17 protein-coding genes are annotated in these 17,633 nt (G+C 72.4%); 7 read left to right on the forward strand and 10 right to left on the reverse strand.

The genetic code is table 11. The features are described 5' to 3' along the window. Nucleotides 1-1,041, reverse strand: a complete 1,041-nt coding sequence (locus tag ACZ4XJ_RS00470; protein ID WP_468494771.1) for a vWA domain-containing protein — start codon at nucleotides 1,039-1,041, stop codon at nucleotides 1-3. A gap of 272 nt (nucleotides 1,042-1,313) precedes the next feature. Between ACZ4XJ_RS00470 and ACZ4XJ_RS00475 the strand changes: the two genes are divergently transcribed. Then, the gene (locus ACZ4XJ_RS00475; RefSeq protein WP_468494772.1) at nucleotides 1,314-1,874 is read left to right on the forward strand and encodes a TspO/MBR family protein; all 561 of its coding nucleotides are present in this window, start codon (nucleotides 1,314-1,316) and stop codon (nucleotides 1,872-1,874) included. Nucleotides 1,875-1,882: 8 nt separating this feature from the next. Here ACZ4XJ_RS00475 and ACZ4XJ_RS00480 read toward each other — a convergent pair whose 3' ends face one another. From ACZ4XJ_RS00480 to pgm, 3 genes are all read right to left on the reverse strand, one after another. After that, entirely contained in the window at nucleotides 1,883-2,527 is a 645-nt protein-coding gene (locus ACZ4XJ_RS00480) for a dihydrofolate reductase family protein (RefSeq protein WP_362881292.1), read from the reverse strand. A gap of 189 nt (nucleotides 2,528-2,716) precedes the next feature. Next, complete coding sequence (gene ligA / locus ACZ4XJ_RS00485) at nucleotides 2,717-4,768, reverse strand: NAD-dependent DNA ligase LigA (protein ID WP_468495428.1); 2,052 nt, start codon at nucleotides 4,766-4,768, stop codon at nucleotides 2,717-2,719. 75 nt (nucleotides 4,769-4,843) lie between these two features. Next, nucleotides 4,844-6,484: a phosphoglucomutase (alpha-D-glucose-1,6-bisphosphate-dependent) gene (gene pgm, locus ACZ4XJ_RS00490; RefSeq protein ID WP_468494773.1), complete on the reverse strand. Its 1,641-nt coding sequence runs from the start codon at nucleotides 6,482-6,484 to the stop codon at nucleotides 4,844-4,846. Nucleotides 6,485-6,796: 312 nt separating this feature from the next. On the opposite strand from pgm, the gene ACZ4XJ_RS00495 reads away from it, so the two are divergent. Next, nucleotides 6,797-6,958 carry a hypothetical protein gene (locus ACZ4XJ_RS00495; protein WP_362881296.1) on the forward strand — a complete coding sequence of 54 codons (162 nt, stop codon included), beginning with the start codon at nucleotides 6,797-6,799 and terminating at the stop codon, nucleotides 6,956-6,958. An 81-nt stretch (nucleotides 6,959-7,039) separates the two neighbouring features. Beyond that, complete coding sequence (locus ACZ4XJ_RS00500) at nucleotides 7,040-7,240, forward strand: hypothetical protein (RefSeq protein ID WP_468494774.1); 201 nt, start codon at nucleotides 7,040-7,042, stop codon at nucleotides 7,238-7,240. 29 nt (nucleotides 7,241-7,269) lie between these two features. On the opposite strand, the gene ACZ4XJ_RS00505 is transcribed toward ACZ4XJ_RS00500, so the two are convergent. Then, on the reverse strand, nucleotides 7,270-8,544 hold the full coding sequence (locus ACZ4XJ_RS00505) for a chloride channel protein (RefSeq protein ID WP_468494775.1): 1,275 nt from the start codon (nucleotides 8,542-8,544) through the stop codon (nucleotides 7,270-7,272). Nucleotides 8,545-8,801: 257 nt separating this feature from the next. Here ACZ4XJ_RS00505 and ACZ4XJ_RS00510 point away from each other — a divergent pair, with 257 nt between their 5' ends. The 3 genes from ACZ4XJ_RS00510 to ACZ4XJ_RS00520 all read left to right on the forward strand — a co-directional run bounded on the left by ACZ4XJ_RS00510 (nucleotide 8,802) and on the right by ACZ4XJ_RS00520 (nucleotide 10,724). Further along, nucleotides 8,802-9,446 (forward strand): dihydrofolate reductase family protein, encoded by a 645-nt coding sequence (locus ACZ4XJ_RS00510; RefSeq protein WP_468494776.1) that lies wholly within the window; start codon nucleotides 8,802-8,804, stop codon nucleotides 9,444-9,446. Between the two features lie 165 nt (nucleotides 9,447-9,611). Then, nucleotides 9,612-10,214, forward strand: coding sequence for a DUF4232 domain-containing protein (locus ACZ4XJ_RS00515; RefSeq protein WP_468494777.1), 603 nt, complete (start codon nucleotides 9,612-9,614; stop codon nucleotides 10,212-10,214). Nucleotides 10,215-10,382: 168 nt separating this feature from the next. Then, nucleotides 10,383-10,724: a HopJ type III effector protein gene (locus tag ACZ4XJ_RS00520; RefSeq protein ID WP_468494778.1), complete on the forward strand. Its 342-nt coding sequence runs from the start codon at nucleotides 10,383-10,385 to the stop codon at nucleotides 10,722-10,724. Between the two features lie 180 nt (nucleotides 10,725-10,904). Here the strand turns inward: ACZ4XJ_RS00520 and ACZ4XJ_RS00525 are convergent, their stop codons facing one another. From ACZ4XJ_RS00525 to ACZ4XJ_RS00545, 5 genes are all read right to left on the reverse strand, one after another. Beyond that, nucleotides 10,905-11,804 carry a hypothetical protein gene (locus tag ACZ4XJ_RS00525; protein WP_362881306.1) on the reverse strand — a complete coding sequence of 300 codons (900 nt, stop codon included), beginning with the start codon at nucleotides 11,802-11,804 and terminating at the stop codon, nucleotides 10,905-10,907. Then, nucleotides 11,801-12,814, reverse strand: a complete 1,014-nt coding sequence (locus tag ACZ4XJ_RS00530; protein ID WP_362881308.1) for an SPFH domain-containing protein — start codon at nucleotides 12,812-12,814, stop codon at nucleotides 11,801-11,803. Before ACZ4XJ_RS00530 ends, ACZ4XJ_RS00525 begins: the two co-directional genes overlap by 4 nt. A gap of 153 nt (nucleotides 12,815-12,967) precedes the next feature. Next, the gene (locus ACZ4XJ_RS00535) at nucleotides 12,968-13,408 is read right to left on the reverse strand and encodes a VOC family protein (RefSeq protein WP_362881309.1); all 441 of its coding nucleotides are present in this window, start codon (nucleotides 13,406-13,408) and stop codon (nucleotides 12,968-12,970) included. 204 nt (nucleotides 13,409-13,612) lie between these two features. Continuing rightward, complete coding sequence (locus tag ACZ4XJ_RS00540; RefSeq protein ID WP_468494779.1) at nucleotides 13,613-14,107, reverse strand: hypothetical protein; 495 nt, start codon at nucleotides 14,105-14,107, stop codon at nucleotides 13,613-13,615. A gap of 523 nt (nucleotides 14,108-14,630) precedes the next feature. Next, entirely contained in the window at nucleotides 14,631-16,637 is a 2,007-nt protein-coding gene (locus ACZ4XJ_RS00545) for a hypothetical protein (RefSeq protein WP_468494780.1), read from the reverse strand. A gap of 186 nt (nucleotides 16,638-16,823) precedes the next feature. Here ACZ4XJ_RS00545 and ACZ4XJ_RS00550 point away from each other — a divergent pair, with 186 nt between their 5' ends. Beyond that, nucleotides 16,824-17,582, forward strand: coding sequence for a ricin-type beta-trefoil lectin domain protein (locus ACZ4XJ_RS00550; RefSeq protein WP_468494781.1), 759 nt, complete (start codon nucleotides 16,824-16,826; stop codon nucleotides 17,580-17,582). The last annotated feature ends 51 nt before the right edge of the window (nucleotides 17,583-17,633 follow it).

Below are 17,633 nucleotides of genomic sequence, written 5' to 3' on the forward strand. Positions count from 1 at the left end.
TCAGACCATGACCAGCAGCCGCGTCTGCGGCACGAGCTTCCGGTTCACGCTGGTGCTCTGCACGAAGATGGTGAAGTCGTCGTTGTGGTCCGGCTTGACGCGGACCTCCGAGTCCGGCAGTCCGAGCATGGATCGGGCCTGCGGGCCCGTGTACACCCGGTCCGTCTTCTTTTCCAGCACGGCGATCTGCTTGCGCGCCTGGATCTTCTCCGACTTGCTCAGCTGGTAGAACGCGCAACCGGTCCGGTAGGAGTGTCCGCTTTCCGTCACCCATTCCCGGATCGCCGTTTCCCGGGCGACGGGTATCAGCTGATACTCCGACGGGTCCACCGGGGTCAGTCCGGCAGCTTCTATGGCCTTCTTGTTGACGGCGTCACCCCCGGCGGAGAAGACCGCACGCGATCCACGTATCCCCTTCGTACGGCCCACCATGAATTTTTCGGTGGCCTCCTGGATCACGTGCCCCGCCTCTTCCAGCCCTTGCGTGCTCGTGGCGTCCCAGACGGCGATGTTGTCCTTCGGGAATCCGCACTGCATGGCCTCACGCTTGCCCATCTGATCGGGCACCAGGACGGCGAGCGTCCAGTTGTCCGCCTGCGTCTCCACCATCGTGGACACGGCCCGGACCAGCGCACGCGGGTCCCTGCCGGACGATCCCGGGCAGCGGTGGCTCGCGTTCTCCTGGCCATCCGTCAGGACGAACGTCAGGAAGCTGTGGTCGCCGTAGAGCTGGGCGGTCTGGGCCAGTTCCCGTTGCGAAGTGAGGGTGGCCGCCAGCAGCGCCGTCATCCCTCCGACCCGGTAGAGCTGCTTCAGGGACGGCATGCGCAGCACGTCCTTGTCGTAGATGACGCACTTCACCTCGTTGGCGAAGACGTACACCGTGACACGGGTTTCCTGGTCCAATTCCTGCGAACGCCGAGCCAGATAGGAAATCTGTCGGTCGGCGACTTCCACGACTTTGCCGCTCAGGTGCGACATCGATGAACTGGCGTCCAACACAAGGGCGACGTGATTGATGTAATTCTGGGTTCCGGACATGAAGGTGCTCCCCCGCTCTTCCCGACTTGGTACTCCAATCCTCTCAGCCGGCACTGACAATCGACCTTTGGAACGAGGCGGTGGGCGTCGGCGGGCAACTCCTTTCGCGCCCGCCCTTCCTGACGATCAGGAGGCGACCCCCCGCCGGGAAACCAGGAGGGGGGCCGTGCGCCGTGTCGGGACCGGCCGCCGCCCCGGTTCGGAGTACAACGTCGTTCGGGCGCGAACCGGGCGTCCGCAGCGGGTCGGATCGGCAGAAGGTGAGGTCGGAAGTGGCGGGACCGCGTGGTGACGTCTCGCGACGCCGGGCCGGCAGTGGGTGGTGGCTCGTCGGGTTCCTCGTCGTGACCTACGCCGTCGCGTTCGTTGGCGCCATGGCCTCCTCCGACGCCGGCTCCGTTTACCGGTCACTGGAGCGTCCGGGGTGGGCTCCCCCCGCCTGGCTCTTCGGCCCCGTCTGGACCGTCCTCTACGCCATGATCGCGATCGCCGCCTGGCTGGTGGTCCGGAGCGCGTCGTCCCCGTCCCCGCGCCCGAACGGTGCGCGGGTACGGGGACGGGGACGACATCAGGGACGGGAAGGGGTGCGCCCGGCGCTCGTCCGGTGGTCCGTCCAACTGCTGCTCAACCTGCTGTGGACCCCGCTGTTCTTCGGCGCCGGCCGGTACGGGCTCGCCCTGCTGGACATCGTCCTGCTGCTCGTCGCCATCGCGGTGACGGTGGCGCTCTTCCGCCGAGCGAGTCGTACGGCGGCGTTCCTGCTGCTCCCGTACCTGGTGTGGGTGGCCTACGCCGCGGCGCTGAACGCGGCCATCTGGCGGCTGAACGCCTGAGAACGGCCTCAGGCGTCGCGACCGAGACCTCGATCGGGTGCGCTCATGTCCCCCGTGGCGGGCGTGCCGTCGGTCAGTCCGTAGCGCAGGTACACGACGCCCTTGGGGCCGGTCGCGGGCGGCTCCAGGAGGGTGAGGTTCGTGGGCACAGCGCCCTGGTCGAAGACCTTCTTCCCGACGCCGAGCACGATCGGGTGGATCCACAGGTCGAGACGGTCGAAGAGCTGCTCGCGCAGGAGGGTCTGGACCAGGTCGAGGCTGCCGACGACCTTGATGTGCTCGTGCCGGTCCCGGATCTCGCGCACCGCTGCGGACAGGTCCGGACCGAGCTGCGAGGATCCCGCCCACGAGAGGTCGGGCCGGCCGCGGGAGGCCACGTACTTCGGAACGCTGTTGAAGAGGGTGGCGATCTCGCTGTCCTCGCCGCCCTTCTGATGCGGCCAGAAGCCCGCGAAGATGTCGTACGTCCGACGGCCGAGCAGGAGCGCGTCCGTGCCCTCGTACGCGGCCCCGACCTGCGCTCCGGCGACCTCGTCGAGCAGGGGCGCCTGCCAACCGCCGAACGGGAAACCGTCCGGGTCCTCGTCGGGGCCGCCGGGTGCTTGGCCGACGAGGTCGAGCGTGGCGAACATTTCGATGTGGATGAGGCCCATGGCGTGCTCCCGGTGCGTTGGTCGTCCCGTACGGAAGGTAGACCTGCGGGCGACGGCGGACTCATCGCCGCGACGGCAACCGGTTTCGTCGGGTCTTCGAGCCCGGGCGTCCCCGATCCCGACCGCGCGCGCTTCACCCTTGCGACGCGCCGACGCCCGGGACTGCCGGGAGCCGCCGACCAGTGCGCACTAGCCGACGGGAAGGAGGTCGGCGACGAGGTCGGCGAATTCCTCGGGGCCGAGGATGCGGATGCCCAGCTCTTCGGCCTTGGCGCGCTTGGAGCCGGCCTTCTCGCCCGCCACCAGGAGGGTGGTGCGCTTGGACACCGACGACGACGCCTTTCCGCCGGCCCGCTCGATCAGCTCGTTCATCTCGTTCCGGGACAACAGCGCGAGGGGCCCGGTCATGGAGCCGGTCACCACGACGGCCTGCCCTGCCAGCGGGCCGCCGGCCGCGTCCTCGTCGCCGTCGCCCGCGTCGGGCGCGGCCATCTGCGGCTCGGTGACCTGCGTGCCGACCCGCTGGGCCTGGAGCCTGTCGAGGAGCGGGGCGAGTTCGAGGAGTTCGGCCGCGACGACGCGGGCCTTCTCGGTACCGATGCCGGCGACCCCGGCCAGGGTGTCCGCGTCGGCGGCTCGGATCGCCACCATCGAGCCGAAGTGCGCGGCGATGCGGCGGGACATCGTACGCCCGGTGCCACGGACCCCGAGGGCGCAGAACACGCGGTTCAGCGAGGCCCCGCGGGCGGTCTCGATCGCCGCCAGGAGGTTGGTGGCGCTGGTCTCCCCCATCCGCTCCAGACCGAGGAGCTGCTCGCGTGTCAGCGTGAACAGGTCGGCGATGTCCTTGACCAGGCCGGCCTCCACCAGCTGGATCGCGCGCGTGCCGCCGAGACCTTCGATGTCGAGCTGGTCCCGGCCGGCCGCGTAGATCACCGAGGCCACGGCCTGGCAGCTTCGCCCACGCACGCAGCGCCACCGCTGCTCGGAGCTGTCGATCGCGTCGCCGCAGCGCGGGCACGACTCGGGGAAGGCGATGGGACTCTCGGCCCCGGTGCGCTGGTCGACCAGCGGTGCCTCGACCCGGGGGATCACCTCGCCGGCCCGGTACACGAACACCTGGTCGCCGATCATGAGGCCGCGACGGGTGATGTCGGACGGGTTGTGCAGCGTGGCGTAGGTGACCGTCACCCCGTCGATGACCACGGGTTCCAGGGCGGCGCGCGGGGCGATGATCCCGGTCCGGCCCACGTTCCACTCCACCGCCAGCAGGCGCGTCACCTTGTGTTCGGCCGCCAGTTTCCGGGCCACGGCCCATCTGGGGGCGCGCGAGCCGTTGCCGGCCTGCCGCTGGTCCTCGGCCGTGTCGGCCTTGACGACGACACCGTCGATCCCGAACGGCAGGTCCCCGCGCAGGCCGGCGATCACGTCGATGCGTTCCTGCACCTGTTCCACGGTCTCGCACCGGATCGGCGCGGCGGCCGTGGCCGCGGCCGTGTTCGCGCCGAGCGCGGCCAGGGTGTCCAAAAGAGCGACGTGGCCGAGGTCGTCCAGACCGATCGCGCCGTACGCGAAGAAGGTCAATTCGATCCGGTAGGCGCGGTCCTTGGCCCGCAGGGTGCCGGCCGCTCCGCTGCGCGGGTGCGCGAAGGGTGTGGCCTCATGGGCGAGCCGGATCCGGTTGGCCTCCTCGAACTGCGCGGTCGTCAGCAGCACCTCGCCGCGCAGCTCGACGTCGATCGGCTTGGTCAGCACCCGCGGCAGACCCAGGACGGCGTCGGCGGCGTGGGTGATGTCCTCGCCGGCCAGCCCGTCACCGCGGGTGAGGACCTGGACGAGCCGACCACCCCGGTACCGGGCGGCCACCGCGAGGCCGTCGAGCTTCGGCTCCACGCACCATCCGGCCACGGGGTGCCCGAGGCGCCGTTCCAGACCTGCGGCCCACTCGGCGAGCTCGTCGGCGTCGAAGACGTTGTCGAGGGAGAGCATCGGCACCGAATGCGGTACGTCACCTTGCACCGCCCCGCCCGCGACCTTCCCGGTCGGTGACTCGGCCAGGGCCTGGTCCGGGTGGGCCTCCTCGTACGCCGTGATGGCGCGCAGCAGCCCGTCGTACTCGTCGTCGCCGAGCGGGGTGGTGCCGTCGCCGTAGTACGCGGCCGAGGCCGCCAGGGCGGTGGTCACGGCCTCCACGTAGGCGGCAGGAGAGAGCAGGGCACTGTTTTCGGTCATGAAGGTCATCATGCGGCCCGGCACTGACAACGCCACCGGGCGGCCCGGCACGGTGCTCCCGGCCGCCCGGGCGGTTGCCGACGGTCAGGACGAGAGGGCCGCCGACACGACGGACCGGGCCGCCTGCTGGACCTCGGCGAGGTGCTCGGGACCGTCGAAGGATTCCGCGTAGATCTTGTACACGTCCTCGGTACCCGAGGGCCGGGCGGCGAACCAGGCCCGTTCCGTGCTCACCTTGAGGCCACCGAAGGGGGCTCCGTTGCCCGGGGCGTTCGTCAGGACTCCGGTGACCGGGTCACCGGCCAGGGTGTCCGCGGTGACCTGGTCCGGGGAGAGCCGGGCGAGCACCGCCTTCTCCTCCCGCGTGGCCGGTGCGTCGATCCGCGCGTACGCGGGCGCGCCGAACCTCGCGGTGAGCGCCGCGTACCGCTCCGAGGGGCTCTGCTGCGTCACCGCGAGGATCTCCGAGGCGAGCAGGGCGAGGAGGATGCCGTCCTTGTCGGTCGTCCACACCGAGCCGTCCCGGCGCAGGAACGACGCGCCCGCGGACTCCTCGCCGCCGAAGCCGAGGGCGCCGTCGGCCAGACCGTCCACGAACCATTTGAACCCGACGGGAACTTCGACCAGTTCGCGGCCGAGGTCGGCGGCCACCCGGTCGATCATCCGTGACGACACGAGCGTCTTGCCGATGGCCGCGGCCCGCGGCCATCCCTCGCGGTGGCGGTAGAGGTAGTCGATCGCGGTGGCGAGGTAGTGGTTGGGGTTCATCAGGCCGCCGTCCGGTGTGACGATGCCGTGCCGGTCGGCGTCCGCGTCGTTGCCGGTCGTGAGGTCGAAGCGGTCCTTCGCCTCGATCAGTGAGGCCATCGCGTACGGGGAGGAGCAGTCCATCCGGATCTTCCCGTCCCAGTCCAGCGTCATGAACCGCCAGGTGGGGTCGGTCTCCGGGTTGATGACGGTCAGGTCGAGGCGGTGTTCCTCGGCGATGCGCCCCCAGTAGGCAACGGAGGCGCCTCCCAGCGGGTCGGCGCCGATGCGCACGCCCGCCGCCCGGACGGCGTCCAGGTCGAGTACGGAGGGCAGGTCGGCGACGTAGGCGCCGAGGAAGTCGTACCTCCCGGTGGTGGGGGCCGCGAGGGCTCGTGCGTACGGGATTCTCCGTACGTCCTTCAGGCCGCCGGTGATGATCTCGTTGGCCCGGTCCTGGATCCAGCCGGTCGCCTCGGACCCGGCGGGCCCCCCGTGGGGCGGGTTGTACTTGAACCCGCCGTCGCCGGGCGGATTGTGCGAAGGCGTGACGACGACGCCGTCGGCCAGGGCGCCGGTACGACCGCGGTTGTGGGTGAGGATGGCGTGGGAGACGGCGGGGGTGGGGGTGTAGCCGTCGGAGGTGTCGATGACGACGTTCACGTCGTTGGCGGCGAACACCTCGATGGCGGTGACCCGGGCTGGTTCGGACAGCGCGTGCGTATCGGCGCCGAGGAACAGCGGTCCGTCCACGCCGTGCCGGTCCCGGTACTCGCAGATGGCCTGGCTCGTCGCGGCGATGTGGTCCTCGTTGAACGCCGTGTCGAGGGACGAACCCCGGTGTCCGGACGTCCCGAAACTGACGCGCTGGGCCGGATCGGCGGGGTCCGGGTGCAGGGCGTAGTAGGCGGTCACCACACGGGACACGTCGATGAGGTCCACGCCACTCGCCGGCTGTCCCGCTCGGTCGTTCGACATCCGTCAGCTCCTGTGATCTTGGGCGGACTCCCGACGGTTCCGCATGACTTCATGATCTTCCGGGCGATGTCCGGGTGCCCGGTGCCGCGCCACGTGCTGCACACGGCCTACCCAGCAATGCGGGCCCCGCACGCCCTGGGTCGGTGATGTGGCCGACGATGTGGCCGACCCGCCGACCGCGAGCACACATCGTTCATCCGATATGAGTTTTGTCTGGTTTGTGCAGGCAATAACGTCTACGTGCTGGTTTGCGCACGGCACACCGCGTGCCGGGAAGGGCCGGTGCACGCGTCCGTTCCGAAGGAGGACTCGATGGGCAAGCTCAGCAGCGGAGTCAAGGTACTGCGCGGCATGAAGCAGGAAGCCGACGGCAAGGCACTGATGGACCCCCGACTCCGCACGGCGGGACGACGGCTCATCGACCAGGGCCGCAGTGAGATGCGCCGCCCGTCCCACCCGGCGGAACGGCGTTGAGCGGGACGGCGGAGAGCCGCAGCGTCCGGACCGCCTTCGGACCTGTGTTTGGACGTGCCGATCCGGAGCAGCATGATCAGCATGAACAGCAACAGTGAGCCCGAATCCGGCGAGTGGTACTTCGACACGGTCTCCCGCAGCGTCGTGAACGGGCCCGGGCCGGATCGACTCGGCCCCTACGCCACCCGCGAGCAGGCCTCCTCGGCCCTGCGGACCGTGGACGACCGCAACAAGGAATGGCGGGAAGACCCCCGCTGGAACGACAAGGGCGACGAAGCGTAGGCCGCGCGGGCACCCGCCCACCCCGCCGGCTACCCCCGCCCCGTACCCCGTGCGCGGCGGGGGCGGGCCCAGTGACGGCGCAGCAACGCCGCCGTCCCCGAGGCGCCCGCGACCGCGAACAGCAGGGGCAGGACCGCTTCCCGGGGTGCTCCGGTGAATTCGAGCGCGAGCACGATCGCCGTGATGGGCATCCGCTGGGACACCGCCAGGAAGGCCCCCGCCGCGACGACGGCGTAGGCACCGAGGACGGTACCCGGCCAGAGCAGCTCCCAGAGCCTGCCCGCCACGATCCCGAGCAGCGCGCCGTTGGCGAACGACGGCGTCAGCAGGCCACCGTACGCACCTCCGCGCAGGCACAGCGCGACGACCACCGTACGCAGGACCAGGAGTACGGCCGCCAGGGCGAGGGAGGGCTCGGCGGTGAAGGCGACCTCGGCGGGGCCCTTGCCGTTCCCGAGCAGTTGCGGGAACGGCACCGCGAGGAGCCCCAGGCACAGGAAGGCGGCGGGGGCGGTGACCAGCAGGGCGCTGCCGCGCGGGGCCCGGGCGCTCGACGCCGCCGTCAGCCGGGAGAATCCGTACGCGCACGCCCCCACCAGCGGTCCTGCCAGCACCGCCCACAGCAGCAGCGAGCCGCTGAAGGGCAGTTCCGGCAGCTGGTAGGCCTGCCCGTCCGGTACCGCGACGCGCACGATCAGGGTCGCCAGCGCGGCTGTGAGCACGGCCGGCGCCACGGCGCCGATCGCCCAGCTGCCCAGGAGCACCTCCAGCGTGAAGAGGGCGCCTCCCAGCGGGACGTCGTACACCGCCGCGAGGCCCGCCCCCGCCGCGCACGCCACGAGGACCCGGCTCTGCGACGGGCTGAGGCCGGCCCGGCGGGTGACACCGGTCGCCAGGAGCGCGGCCGCCTCACGGGGCGCGACCTCCCTCCCGAGGGGTGAGCCCAGACCGACCGTGACCACTTGGAGCAGCGCGTGGACGGCCGTGGTCAGGGCGGGCATCCGCGGCCGCTCCATCCGCAGGGCCTGCCGGATCTCCACGCGGGGACGTCCGTACCGCTGGAGCAGCCACCACCCCGCGCCTGCCACCACGCCGGCCGACGCCGTGACGACCACGCGCCGCCATGCCGACGCCGCCTCGACGCCTTCCAGGAAGGGCCCCTGCGCGTACCCGAACGCCAGGTGTTGCACGGTGCGCAGGATCAGGAGCAGCAGGGCGCCGCACGCCCCGGCTCCGACGCCGATGAGGCAGGCTGCGGCGGCGAACCGGCACCGCCGGGCGGTGAAGACAAGGGCGCCCCGCATGCGGGAACCATAGGCACAGCGGCCGGGTCCGGGCCGAACCGTCGTCTCCTCGGCGCGTTCGCGGCCCCTACGGGCGGGGGGGCAGCGGGCGGTTCCGTCGGTCGCACGGGGGCGGGAGCCGGTGGCGCGCGCACCGGGGATCATCGCGGAGCGGTGGTACGGGGGCCAGAATGTTCCCACGGGATGACGTCATCGCACCGTCCGCCGGCCGGCCGGCAGCTCAATCGAGCGTCGTCGCCCCCTCACAGGAGGAACGCATGGCTCAGCTGGTGAGAGTCCAGAACTTCAACGTCTCGCGTGACGGCATCGGTGCCGGGGACGACCAGACCTTCGAGAGGCCGTTCGGTCATGTCGATCCGGGAAGGCTGTTCGCCTGGGCCGGTGCCACGGCGAGCTGGCCCATGCGCACCGCCCCCGGCGGGAGCCGTGGCCTGGACGACTACCTCACGCGGGACTACGCGCGCGACATCGGCGCCGAGATCATGGGCCGGAACAAGTTCGGGCCCCAGCGCGGGCCCTGGCAGGACCATGAATGGCAGGGCTGGTGGGGTGACGAGCCCCCTTTCCGCACCCCGGTGTTCGTCATGACCCATCACGAGCGCCCCTCGTTCACGCTCTCCGACACCACGTTCCACTTCGTCGACGACGACCCGGTCACGGTCCTCGAGATGGCGCGGCAGGCGGCGCGGGGCAAGGACGTCCGACTCGGCGGCGGGGCCACCACCATCCGGCAGTTTCTCGACGCGGACCTCGTCGACGCCTTGCACGTGGCGGTCTCACCGGTGGAATTCGGGTCCGGAGTGCGGCTCTGGGAGTCCCCCGATGAGCTGCTCGACCGGTTCCACCTCGATGTCGTTCCCAGCTCCAGCGGGGTGACGCACCACCTGTTCTGGCGCAAGTGACAGCTCTCCTCAGGGCCGACTACGGGCTCGTCGCCCTGCCTCCCGGAGCGGCCTCGGGCCGTGCCGGCGGCGCGGGGTTGGACAGGCGGTCGGCCTTGGCGGTGTCCCCAGCCCGTGGTCGGGGCAGGGCGCGCGAATCAACGCCGAGCGACGTAGGGTCGCCGGATGGGGCAACAGGGGTGGGCGAGGCAAGTCGGCTTGATGGTGGGGGCGTTGGCTCTGGCGGGGCTGGTGTCGGGGTGCGGTGCGACCTTCGAGGCGCTCGGGGAGGCGTACCCGTCCGCGGAACCGGTCCCCTGCCCCGAGGGCGGGGTGCGCCTCATGGAAGGCGAGGGGAACGCCGCCATGGGGGTGCGCGTGGCCGACGTACAGCTCCTGAACTGCGGTTCGGGCGTCTACGAGCTGGAGGGCTATCCGGAGGTGCGGCTACTGGACCGGGAGCGGCGACCGGTCGAGGTGTCGGTGGCGCCGGGGAGCAACGGGGTCATGGCGACGGGCGGTGACGACCCCGAGCCGGCGCCGCCGAAGGTGGTGCTGCGGCCCGGACAGGCGGCCTCCACGGGGCTGCTCTGGCGCAACCTGGTGACGTCCGGCGGCGGGCCGGCCGCCGAGGGCTGGGTCCTGGAGGTCGTTCCGAAGCCGGGCGCACCCCGGTTGACGCTGGAACTGGAGCACGCGGTGGACCTCGGGACCACGGGCCGGATGGGCCTGAGCCCGTGGCGGTCACCGTTCTCGGGCGCTTCCGGAAACCCCACCGGATCGAGCTGATCCGGGCCTTCGGCGGGACGTTCGCGGGAATCACCGGTGAGGAGGGGCGCGCGGTCTCGGAGCACGACGGTGCCTCGGAGGTCGGTTTCGTGCGGAGTTTCCACGGGGGATAGTGTCGTCCGGTTACGGACGGCGATCGGATCGTCCGTTCAAGCCAGGGGAGCCGACATGACTGATCTGAACTCGCTGCGTGCGAGCCTTGCCTCGGGTGAGCACGAGTTCGCCGACACCTTGGCCTTCGTCGCCGCGCACTACGCGTATCAGCCGCAGGCGTTCCGCAACGGTGGGCTGGACAACGCCGCGGGTGAGAACGAGGGATCCTGCAAGACGCTGGGCCTGGCCCTGCTGGAAGGGCTGACCGACGAGGAGGCGCTGCTGGCCTTCGGTGAGCACTACCGCGGTGTGCTGGCCACGCCGAACGGCACCGATCACAGCAACATTCGCAACCTCATCGCCCAGGGGCTGGCCGGGGTGGGCTTCGCCGGGCAACCGTTGACCCGCACGAGCTGATCGGGTGATCTCCGCGGCAGCGGCGCTGTCGACGGACGGCACTTTCAGCGGGTCCCGACGCTCCCGGAGCCGTCACCGTCCCTCGCCCGAAGGCCGAGGCGGCACGGCCTCGATCCGGGGGCGGCGCCGGCCGGGAGCACCTCGGCCCCCGAGTCGCGACAGGCCGTCGGGCGAAGGGGCTCACGTCACCAGGTGCAGTGACGTGTCCGCGATGCCCAGGCGGATGCTCTGGCCCCAGGTCAACTGCAGGGCGTCGCTCTCCATCCCGTCGCCGAAGACCACGATCCGGTCCGACTCCACGGTCAACCGCAGCCCCTGACCCGGCTCCAACTCGCCGGCGACCTTCGTCGTTCCGGTCGTGGGTGAGGGCCAGGCCTCGCGTACGAACCACAGGAGCCGCCGGTCGCAGGGTGCGGGGAGGCCCGCGTGCGCGCCGCGCTCCAGCCACAGGGAGCGCAACCAGCCCGTGGCGCCCGTGCCGGTCCCCACCAGCACCCCGGAGGAGGCCTGGGCCTCGCCCGGGCCCTCCTCGGCGTCGGCGCCGAGACGGTAGCGCGTCGTCTGGTGGCCGGAGGAGCCCAGGTAGATCTCGTTCAGCGCGAGGAGGCGCTGGGTGTCGTCCGCGACGGCTTCGACCATGGTCAGCTCCTCGGTCCGGCTCCCGGCCGTGGTCGCCGCCCGCAGCAGGGCTCCCGCGTCGGTCCAGCGGTGACGGACCAGGACTCCTGGGTTGCGCCCGGGATCGCTGTCGATGCCCACCACCGGCTGCCCGCGCAGGTACTTCGCGGTGTTGGCGACCAGGCCGTCCTGGCCGACCACGACCACCACGTCCTCCGGGGCGAACAGGAAGCGGTCCAGGTCGGCCCGCTCCACCCGCGAGTTGCGCCAGGTGAGCGGCACCGCAGCCGCCACCTCCCGCAGCGCCTGCCGCGTGCGGTCGTGGCGGCGGACCACCTCGTCGATGGTCCGGCCCCGGCTGGAGAGGAAGAACGCGGCCTGCCCGTGCGTCCCGTGTCGGGCGAGCAGCTCCTCGTACTCGGTCCTGCGGTGCACGAGCACCGCCCGCGGGGCCAGGCTCACGCTCCCGTGCCGCCTTCCGGGCGTCCGAGCCTGGTGAGGAGCCCGGTGAGGACGTCCGGGGACAGCGTGAGGCTCTCGATGCGCGGCAGGTTCTCCGCCAGTCGGGTCGCCGCCAGGGCGTGCAGTGTGGCCGGGGCGGCTTCGTCGTGCACGCGGAGCCAGGCCGTCTGGGCTTCGGCCCGCGCCGCGCCCGTCTCGCGGGCCGCTTCGGCCTCCGCGCGGGCGAGGCGTACCTTGCGGGCCGCTTCGGCCTCCGTCCTCACGCCGTCCGCGGCCGCGTTCTCCTCGGCCGCGCGGCGGGTGTTGATGCCGCGTTGCTCGACCAGCTGTTCCTCGCGTCGGGCCAGTTCGATCTGGCTGGCCAGCTCGTTCTCGGCGATGGCGCGCTCGCGTTCGACGGCGACGGCCCGCCGTTCGTAGGTGGCCCGGTCCGCCTCCTGCTGGATCTGCTCGCGGGCGGGGGTGCGCAGGGCGCGCTCCACCTCCGCCTCGGGGCGGATCGCCACGACCCGTACGGCCACCACGTCGATGCCGGTGTCGGGGAGCCGGGGCTCGGCGGCGAGACCGGCGGCGACCCGCTCCCGTACGGAGGCGACGCCGTCCACGAGGGCGACGGCCAGCGCGGTCCGGGCCAGTACGTCCAGGGTGTGCTGTTGCGCGGTCTCCGTGAGGAGCGTGGCGATCTGTTCCAACGGCGCCCCGCGCCAGCTTCCGGTGTCCGGATCGACGGAGAAGTCGATGCGTTCCGCGGCCTCGGCCGGGTCGCTGATCCGGTAGGTGACGGTGGCCTGCACGGCGACGTCCTGAAAGTCGGACGTACGGGCATGGAACGCCATGGCCAGCTCCCGGTCGTCGACCGGCACTTCGGAGAGCGCCGCCGACAGCGACCGGTACCAGAAGCTGAGCCCGCGTCCGTCGTGGACGAGTCGGCCGCGCTTGTGGTGGCGGATGTGCGCGGTGGGCGCGGAGCGCAGATGGCGCCAGCCGAAGCGCCTGGTGATGTCGGCCATGGTGGACCCCCTCGATTTCGTCAATGAGACGATAACGAGGCGCCGCCATATCGTCAAGAGGACGAAAAGAAGAATCCGGGGAGCCTACCGGCGGCGCGGCGGGGCGCTCGAACGAGAGGGTCGGACTGCTTCCGGATCAGCCCCGGCGAACCGTCAGCCGATCCGTTCGGCCAGGGCGATGACGATCCCCGAGGGGCCGCGGAGGTAGCAGAGGCGGTAGACGTCCTCGTACCGTGCCACCTCGCCGATCAGCTCGGCGCCGTGCGCCCGCAGGCGGGCGAGGGTGTCGTCGAGGTCGTCGACGGCGAACATGACCCGGTGCGCGCCCAGGGTGTTCGGCGGGCGGGTGCGCGATCCGTCGTCGATCGCTGCAGGGGTGTGGTACTGCGCGAGTTCCAGCTTGCCGTGGCCGTCGGGGGTGCGCATCATCGCGATGTCGCTGCGGACTCCGTCGAGCCCGACGGCCTGATCCGCGAAGAGGCCCTCGATCCGCGCCCGGCCCTCAACCTCCATGCCCAGTTCGGTGAAGAAGGCGACGGCGGCGTCCAGGTCTTCGACGACGATGCCGATGTTGTCCATCCGCTGAAGCGTCATGGCGGTTCTCCCTCTGCGCTGCGAGTGCCCTGCGAGGCCACCGGTTATACCGAGCCACCGGTATACCGAGGACGGAGCCGGTGGGTCGTTCTCGACACCCGTCGACGGGCCGAGTCACGAAAGGGGCCCCGCCCTCGGGCACCCCGACCGGTTCGCGAGTCGGCCACGCCTGGGACGCGGGCCGGTTCCCCGCTGGGACGCGGGTCAGTTCCCCGGCCGACGCTGCGGCAGTCGTGTGCCGCATCCGCTGCAGTAGCGGGCGTCCACCTCTATGGCGTGGCGGTGGCACCGCTCGCAGACCAGGTGTAGCGCGCACTGGTGCGGTGGCGCGGCGGGAACGGGCTGTCCGATGGTCATCCCGCTGCGTCTGCGGTGGGTGGTGAGGACGACCAGCCCCTTGGGGCCGGCCAGCAGGGCGCGGGGCGTGCCGCGGGGCAGGAGGGCGAGACGTCCCGGGAGCAACTGGATCGTCCCGTCGTTCAGGGTGAGGACGCCGTCGCCCGCGACGACGACGAGCATGACGTCGACCTCGTCCTCGGTGGATGCCTCTCCCCCGGCGCCGGGGAGGTGGCGGACCAGGTTCGCGTCCATCTGCCGGGCCGGATCCCGCAGTCGCCACAGCGCGCCGCTCTGACCCTCCGACAGCGCCCTGACCAGGTCGGCGACGCTCGCGGTCTCCACTTCTCGCGCCGTGTCCACCGCTGTCCTCCCAGTACCGGGCCCGTCTCCACCCTCATGATCGCCCCAGACTATGGGCTCGGAGCCGCGGGGTCGCACAACGACCACCGTCATGGTGAGCGTACGAACGCCCGTTTCGTACGGGCGACTCCGCCGGGTTCCAATGACGGAGGGTACGCGGTTCGGCCGGAGCACGGGCGCGGATACGGGGCCGGCTCCCGCCGTGCGGGTCGGCCGGTCCGGGGGCCGACGGCAACCGGGGGTGAGGACCACGGTGGCGACTGCGGTCCGGGCCGCGGCGAGGCCGTCGAGAGCCAGGGTCAGCATCCGGCGGCGCGCGTGATCGTCCCGCTCGATTCGGCGGGGGACACGGCGTGCACTCCTGGCGGGCCTTCTCCCACCTCAAACCCGTCGTGCACAAGTCCCTCGTGGTGGACACCCCCTCCGCCTGGCACAGCCACCGTTCACCCGCCGCGGGCTGCGCCTGGTCAGGCGGTTGCTGTGAGCTCGGGTCCCGGCGAACTCGGCACGGATGCACGGAGGTTCAGCCGCCGGCCCCGGCCGCGTGGGGGCTCGGACCGGGTGGGAGTTGGGCGGCGAGCAGGGTCAGGCCGCGGCGGAGCCGGCGGAAGTAGGTGGCGCGGCTGAGGTGCAGCCCCCGGGCGATCTGGTGGTGGGTGCGGGACCGGCCCAGGTAGTACGCGGCGAGGATGGCGCCCGCCTCCCCGTCCGCGTCGATCGAGGACGCGGCGAGGGCGGCCACGCGGTCGGTCAGCCAGGCCCGCAGCCGGGGCGGCGAGGAGAGCTCGGGCAGGGCCAGCAGGGGGTTCCCGGCGAGGCCGCCCGGGACCCGGAGCCGGGCCAGGGCCCGTCCGATCAGGGTCGGCAGGTCCTGGCCCGGCAGGGCCGCGAGCCCCGCCCCGGGTGGCGGTACGGTCCCTGCGGCGGCGGGACCGGGGCCGAGGCGGCGGATCCACCCGGCGAGGCCGGCGGCGGTGAACTCCTGGCTGTAGACCTCCGGGCGGCGCCCGCACCGGTAGACGTCGTCCCGGATGCCGCCGTGCCGGCGGAAACTCAGCGCGTGCAGCAGGCTCTGGTACTCCGGGCTCGCCGTGGAGACCAGGAGGTGGCCGGCGAGGGTCGCCCGCACCAGGATGTGGCGCAGCATCTGCGCGTGCGCGCCCGCGTCCGACCCGTACGCCGCCCCCAGGAACAGCCCGCCCGCGCCGCCCGAACCGCCGCCGGGGCCATGGGCGTCGCGCTCCGCTCCGGCCGCCGGCCGGGGTACGAGGAGGTCCGGCGCGTGTTGCTGGAGCAGCGGTTCGATGCGGTCGACGGTGTCCGGGCCGACGGGTACCAGGGCGGCCAGCGCCACGGGCTCCCCGTCCCGGTCCCGGGCCAGGTGGAACGCGGTCGGGGCGGATGCCAGCCAGCCCTCCGTGACCCGCTCCGAACGCCTCGGGTCGAAGCCGTTGCGGACCGCCCAGCGGTGCATCAGCCGTCCGATGTCATCGGCGTCGCCGGAGCGGGCGGGCCGGATCCGCGCACCGTCCTCGACCGGCGGGAACAGCGACTGCCGCAGGGTGGGTTCGCCGGAGAGGAAGAGGCCCTGTTCGACGATCTGTGCCTGCTCGCGCGGGTCCCGGCGTTCGGTGAGCAGTGCCTGTCGGTAGCCGGCCGCCCGGGTCCGGACGTCCCGGTGGGCCTGCGGCCGGCGCCAGGCGTAGGCCAGCTCGAACAGCGACCGGTACGGTTCGCGCACCGCCAGCCCGAGCGGCCCCCGCCGGACCAGGCTCAGCGCCGCCAGCGCGGAGAACACCTCCGGCCCCGCCGTGAGCAACCGTTCGTCACCGGCGCCCACGGTGGCCAGCAAACGCAGCGCGTGCCGGCCTCGGCCGCCGGCGCGGGGTCGCTCGCGGTCGAGGCGTCCGAGCACCTCCTCGACCACCGCGTCGGCGAGGGCGCCGGGCGCGTCGGTGGGGGTTCCGGCGAGGAGCTCCCCGCTGACCAGGGCGGCCGGCAGGGGGTGACCGCCCGCGAGCCGCACCGCGAGCGCCACGGCCTCCTCGTCCTCCAGGCCGGCCTCCCGGACGAGGTCCTCGACGTCCGCGTCCGGCCAGGGCCGCAGCGGTACGAGGGAGGGCGCGCGCCGGTCCGCCCAGCCGGGCAGCCCGCGCAACGGCCGCCGGCTGACCACCAGGACCGTCGGCGGTTCCGACGGGCGGCACGGCCGCCCCGGCCCCTCGCCCGAGTCTCCCGGAGACCCCGGCGGGCGGGACTTCCCCAGCACCGCTGCCACGGCCTCGGCCTGGCCCGGGCCGTCCACGCTGTCGATCAGCAGCACCCCGCCCTCCGGCGCGGCCCGGGCGAGCAGTGCCCGTACCCGCTCCGCGGCGACCGGGGCCGGCAGCCCGCACAGATCGACGGCGGCGGCCACGGGCAGCCGCCGGGCCAGTGCGCTCTTCCCGCTGCCGAGGGGGCCGCAGAGGTTGACCACGGGATGCGCGGCGAGGGAGGCGGACAGGGCGTCGAGGCCCGGGGGGATCTTCACGGTTCCCGGACGATACCCATCCGGTGTTCTCCCGGGTCAGCGGTCAACCAGCCGAACTGTGGCCGGAGTTGATACCTGCGTGAGACTGCGCGGGAGCGGCTCGCGGCTAGGGTTCGAAACGACCGCGCGGGGCCCCGGCGGCGCATGTTCCCGCACCGTCACCACGTAACCGAAAAGGAGCCCGGAGTGAAGCTGGTTCGATGGCTGTCGACCACGGCCACCGCCCTCCTCGCCGCGACCACCCTGCTCGCCGCGCCCGCCGCGGCGAGCAGCACCGCGAGCGGGACCGCCGTCGCCGCGGCGCGCACCGCCGCCACCGCGGCCGCACTGGCGCCCACCGCCCCCAAGTACTTCCTCGGCACCGGCTACGGCCCGTACAACATCGCCGTCGACGCCGCATGGAACAGCGCTTACGGCGCCGCCGTGAACGAGGGCTACCAGACCGCCCGTTGCGCCCGCTCGGCCGGTCCGGCCGCCAACCCGATCGGCGGCAACGGCTACTACCAGGTGCTCGTCGAGATCTACTGCAGCGTGCCGCCGCCCCCGGGCTCCGGTCAGATCACCGGCGTGCACTCCGGCAAGTGCGTCGACGTCAAGGGCGGCAGCCTCAAGGACGGCGCCGCGATCCAGCTGTACCAGTGCAACGGCACCGATGCCCAGGCCTGGCGGCTGGAGAGCGACGGCACCGTGCGCGCCCTCGGCCGCTGCATGGACGTCCAGTACGCCAAGACGGAGAACGGTTCCCACATCGGGCTCAACACCTGCCACCAGGGCCTGAACCAGAAGTGGGAACTCCTGCCGGACGGCCTGCTGCGCAGCGTCCACTCCGGCAAGTGTCTGGACGCGCTGGGCTGGGCCACCGGCAACGGCACCCGCCTCGGCATCTGGGACTGTGCCCCGGCCCACACCAACCAGCAGTGGCGCGGCGCCCCGCTCGGCACCTGATCACCCCGCACCACCGCCCGCTCCCCGCCTCCGTACGGTCGTCCCGTACGG

Source organism: Streptomyces sp. NPDC029836 (assembly GCF_055574495.1).

Coding starts and splice junctions, on each gene's coding strand:
- ACZ4XJ_RS00470 (WP_468494771.1), bottom strand. CDS start 1,041: ATGTCCGGAACCCAGAATTACATCAATCACGTCGCCCTTGTGTTGGAC.
- ACZ4XJ_RS00480 (WP_362881292.1), bottom strand. CDS start 2,527: ATGGGCCTCATCCACATCGAAATGTTCGCCACGCTCGACCTCGTCGGC.
- ligA (WP_468495428.1), bottom strand. CDS start 4,768: ATGACCTTCATGACCGAAAACAGTGCCCTGCTCTCTCCTGCCGCCTAC.
- pgm (WP_468494773.1), bottom strand. CDS start 6,484: ATGTCGAACGACCGAGCGGGACAGCCGGCGAGTGGCGTGGACCTCATC.
- ACZ4XJ_RS00495 (WP_362881296.1), top strand. CDS start 6,797: ATGGGCAAGCTCAGCAGCGGAGTCAAGGTACTGCGCGGCATGAAGCAG.
- ACZ4XJ_RS00500 (WP_468494774.1), top strand. CDS start 7,040: ATGAACAGCAACAGTGAGCCCGAATCCGGCGAGTGGTACTTCGACACG.
- ACZ4XJ_RS00505 (WP_468494775.1), bottom strand. CDS start 8,544: ATGCGGGGCGCCCTTGTCTTCACCGCCCGGCGGTGCCGGTTCGCCGCC.
- ACZ4XJ_RS00510 (WP_468494776.1), top strand. CDS start 8,802: ATGGCTCAGCTGGTGAGAGTCCAGAACTTCAACGTCTCGCGTGACGGC.
- ACZ4XJ_RS00515 (WP_468494777.1), top strand. CDS start 9,612: ATGGGGCAACAGGGGTGGGCGAGGCAAGTCGGCTTGATGGTGGGGGCG.
- ACZ4XJ_RS00520 (WP_468494778.1), top strand. CDS start 10,383: ATGACTGATCTGAACTCGCTGCGTGCGAGCCTTGCCTCGGGTGAGCAC.
- ACZ4XJ_RS00530 (WP_362881308.1), bottom strand. CDS start 12,814: ATGGCCGACATCACCAGGCGCTTCGGCTGGCGCCATCTGCGCTCCGCG.
- ACZ4XJ_RS00535 (WP_362881309.1), bottom strand. CDS start 13,408: ATGACGCTTCAGCGGATGGACAACATCGGCATCGTCGTCGAAGACCTG.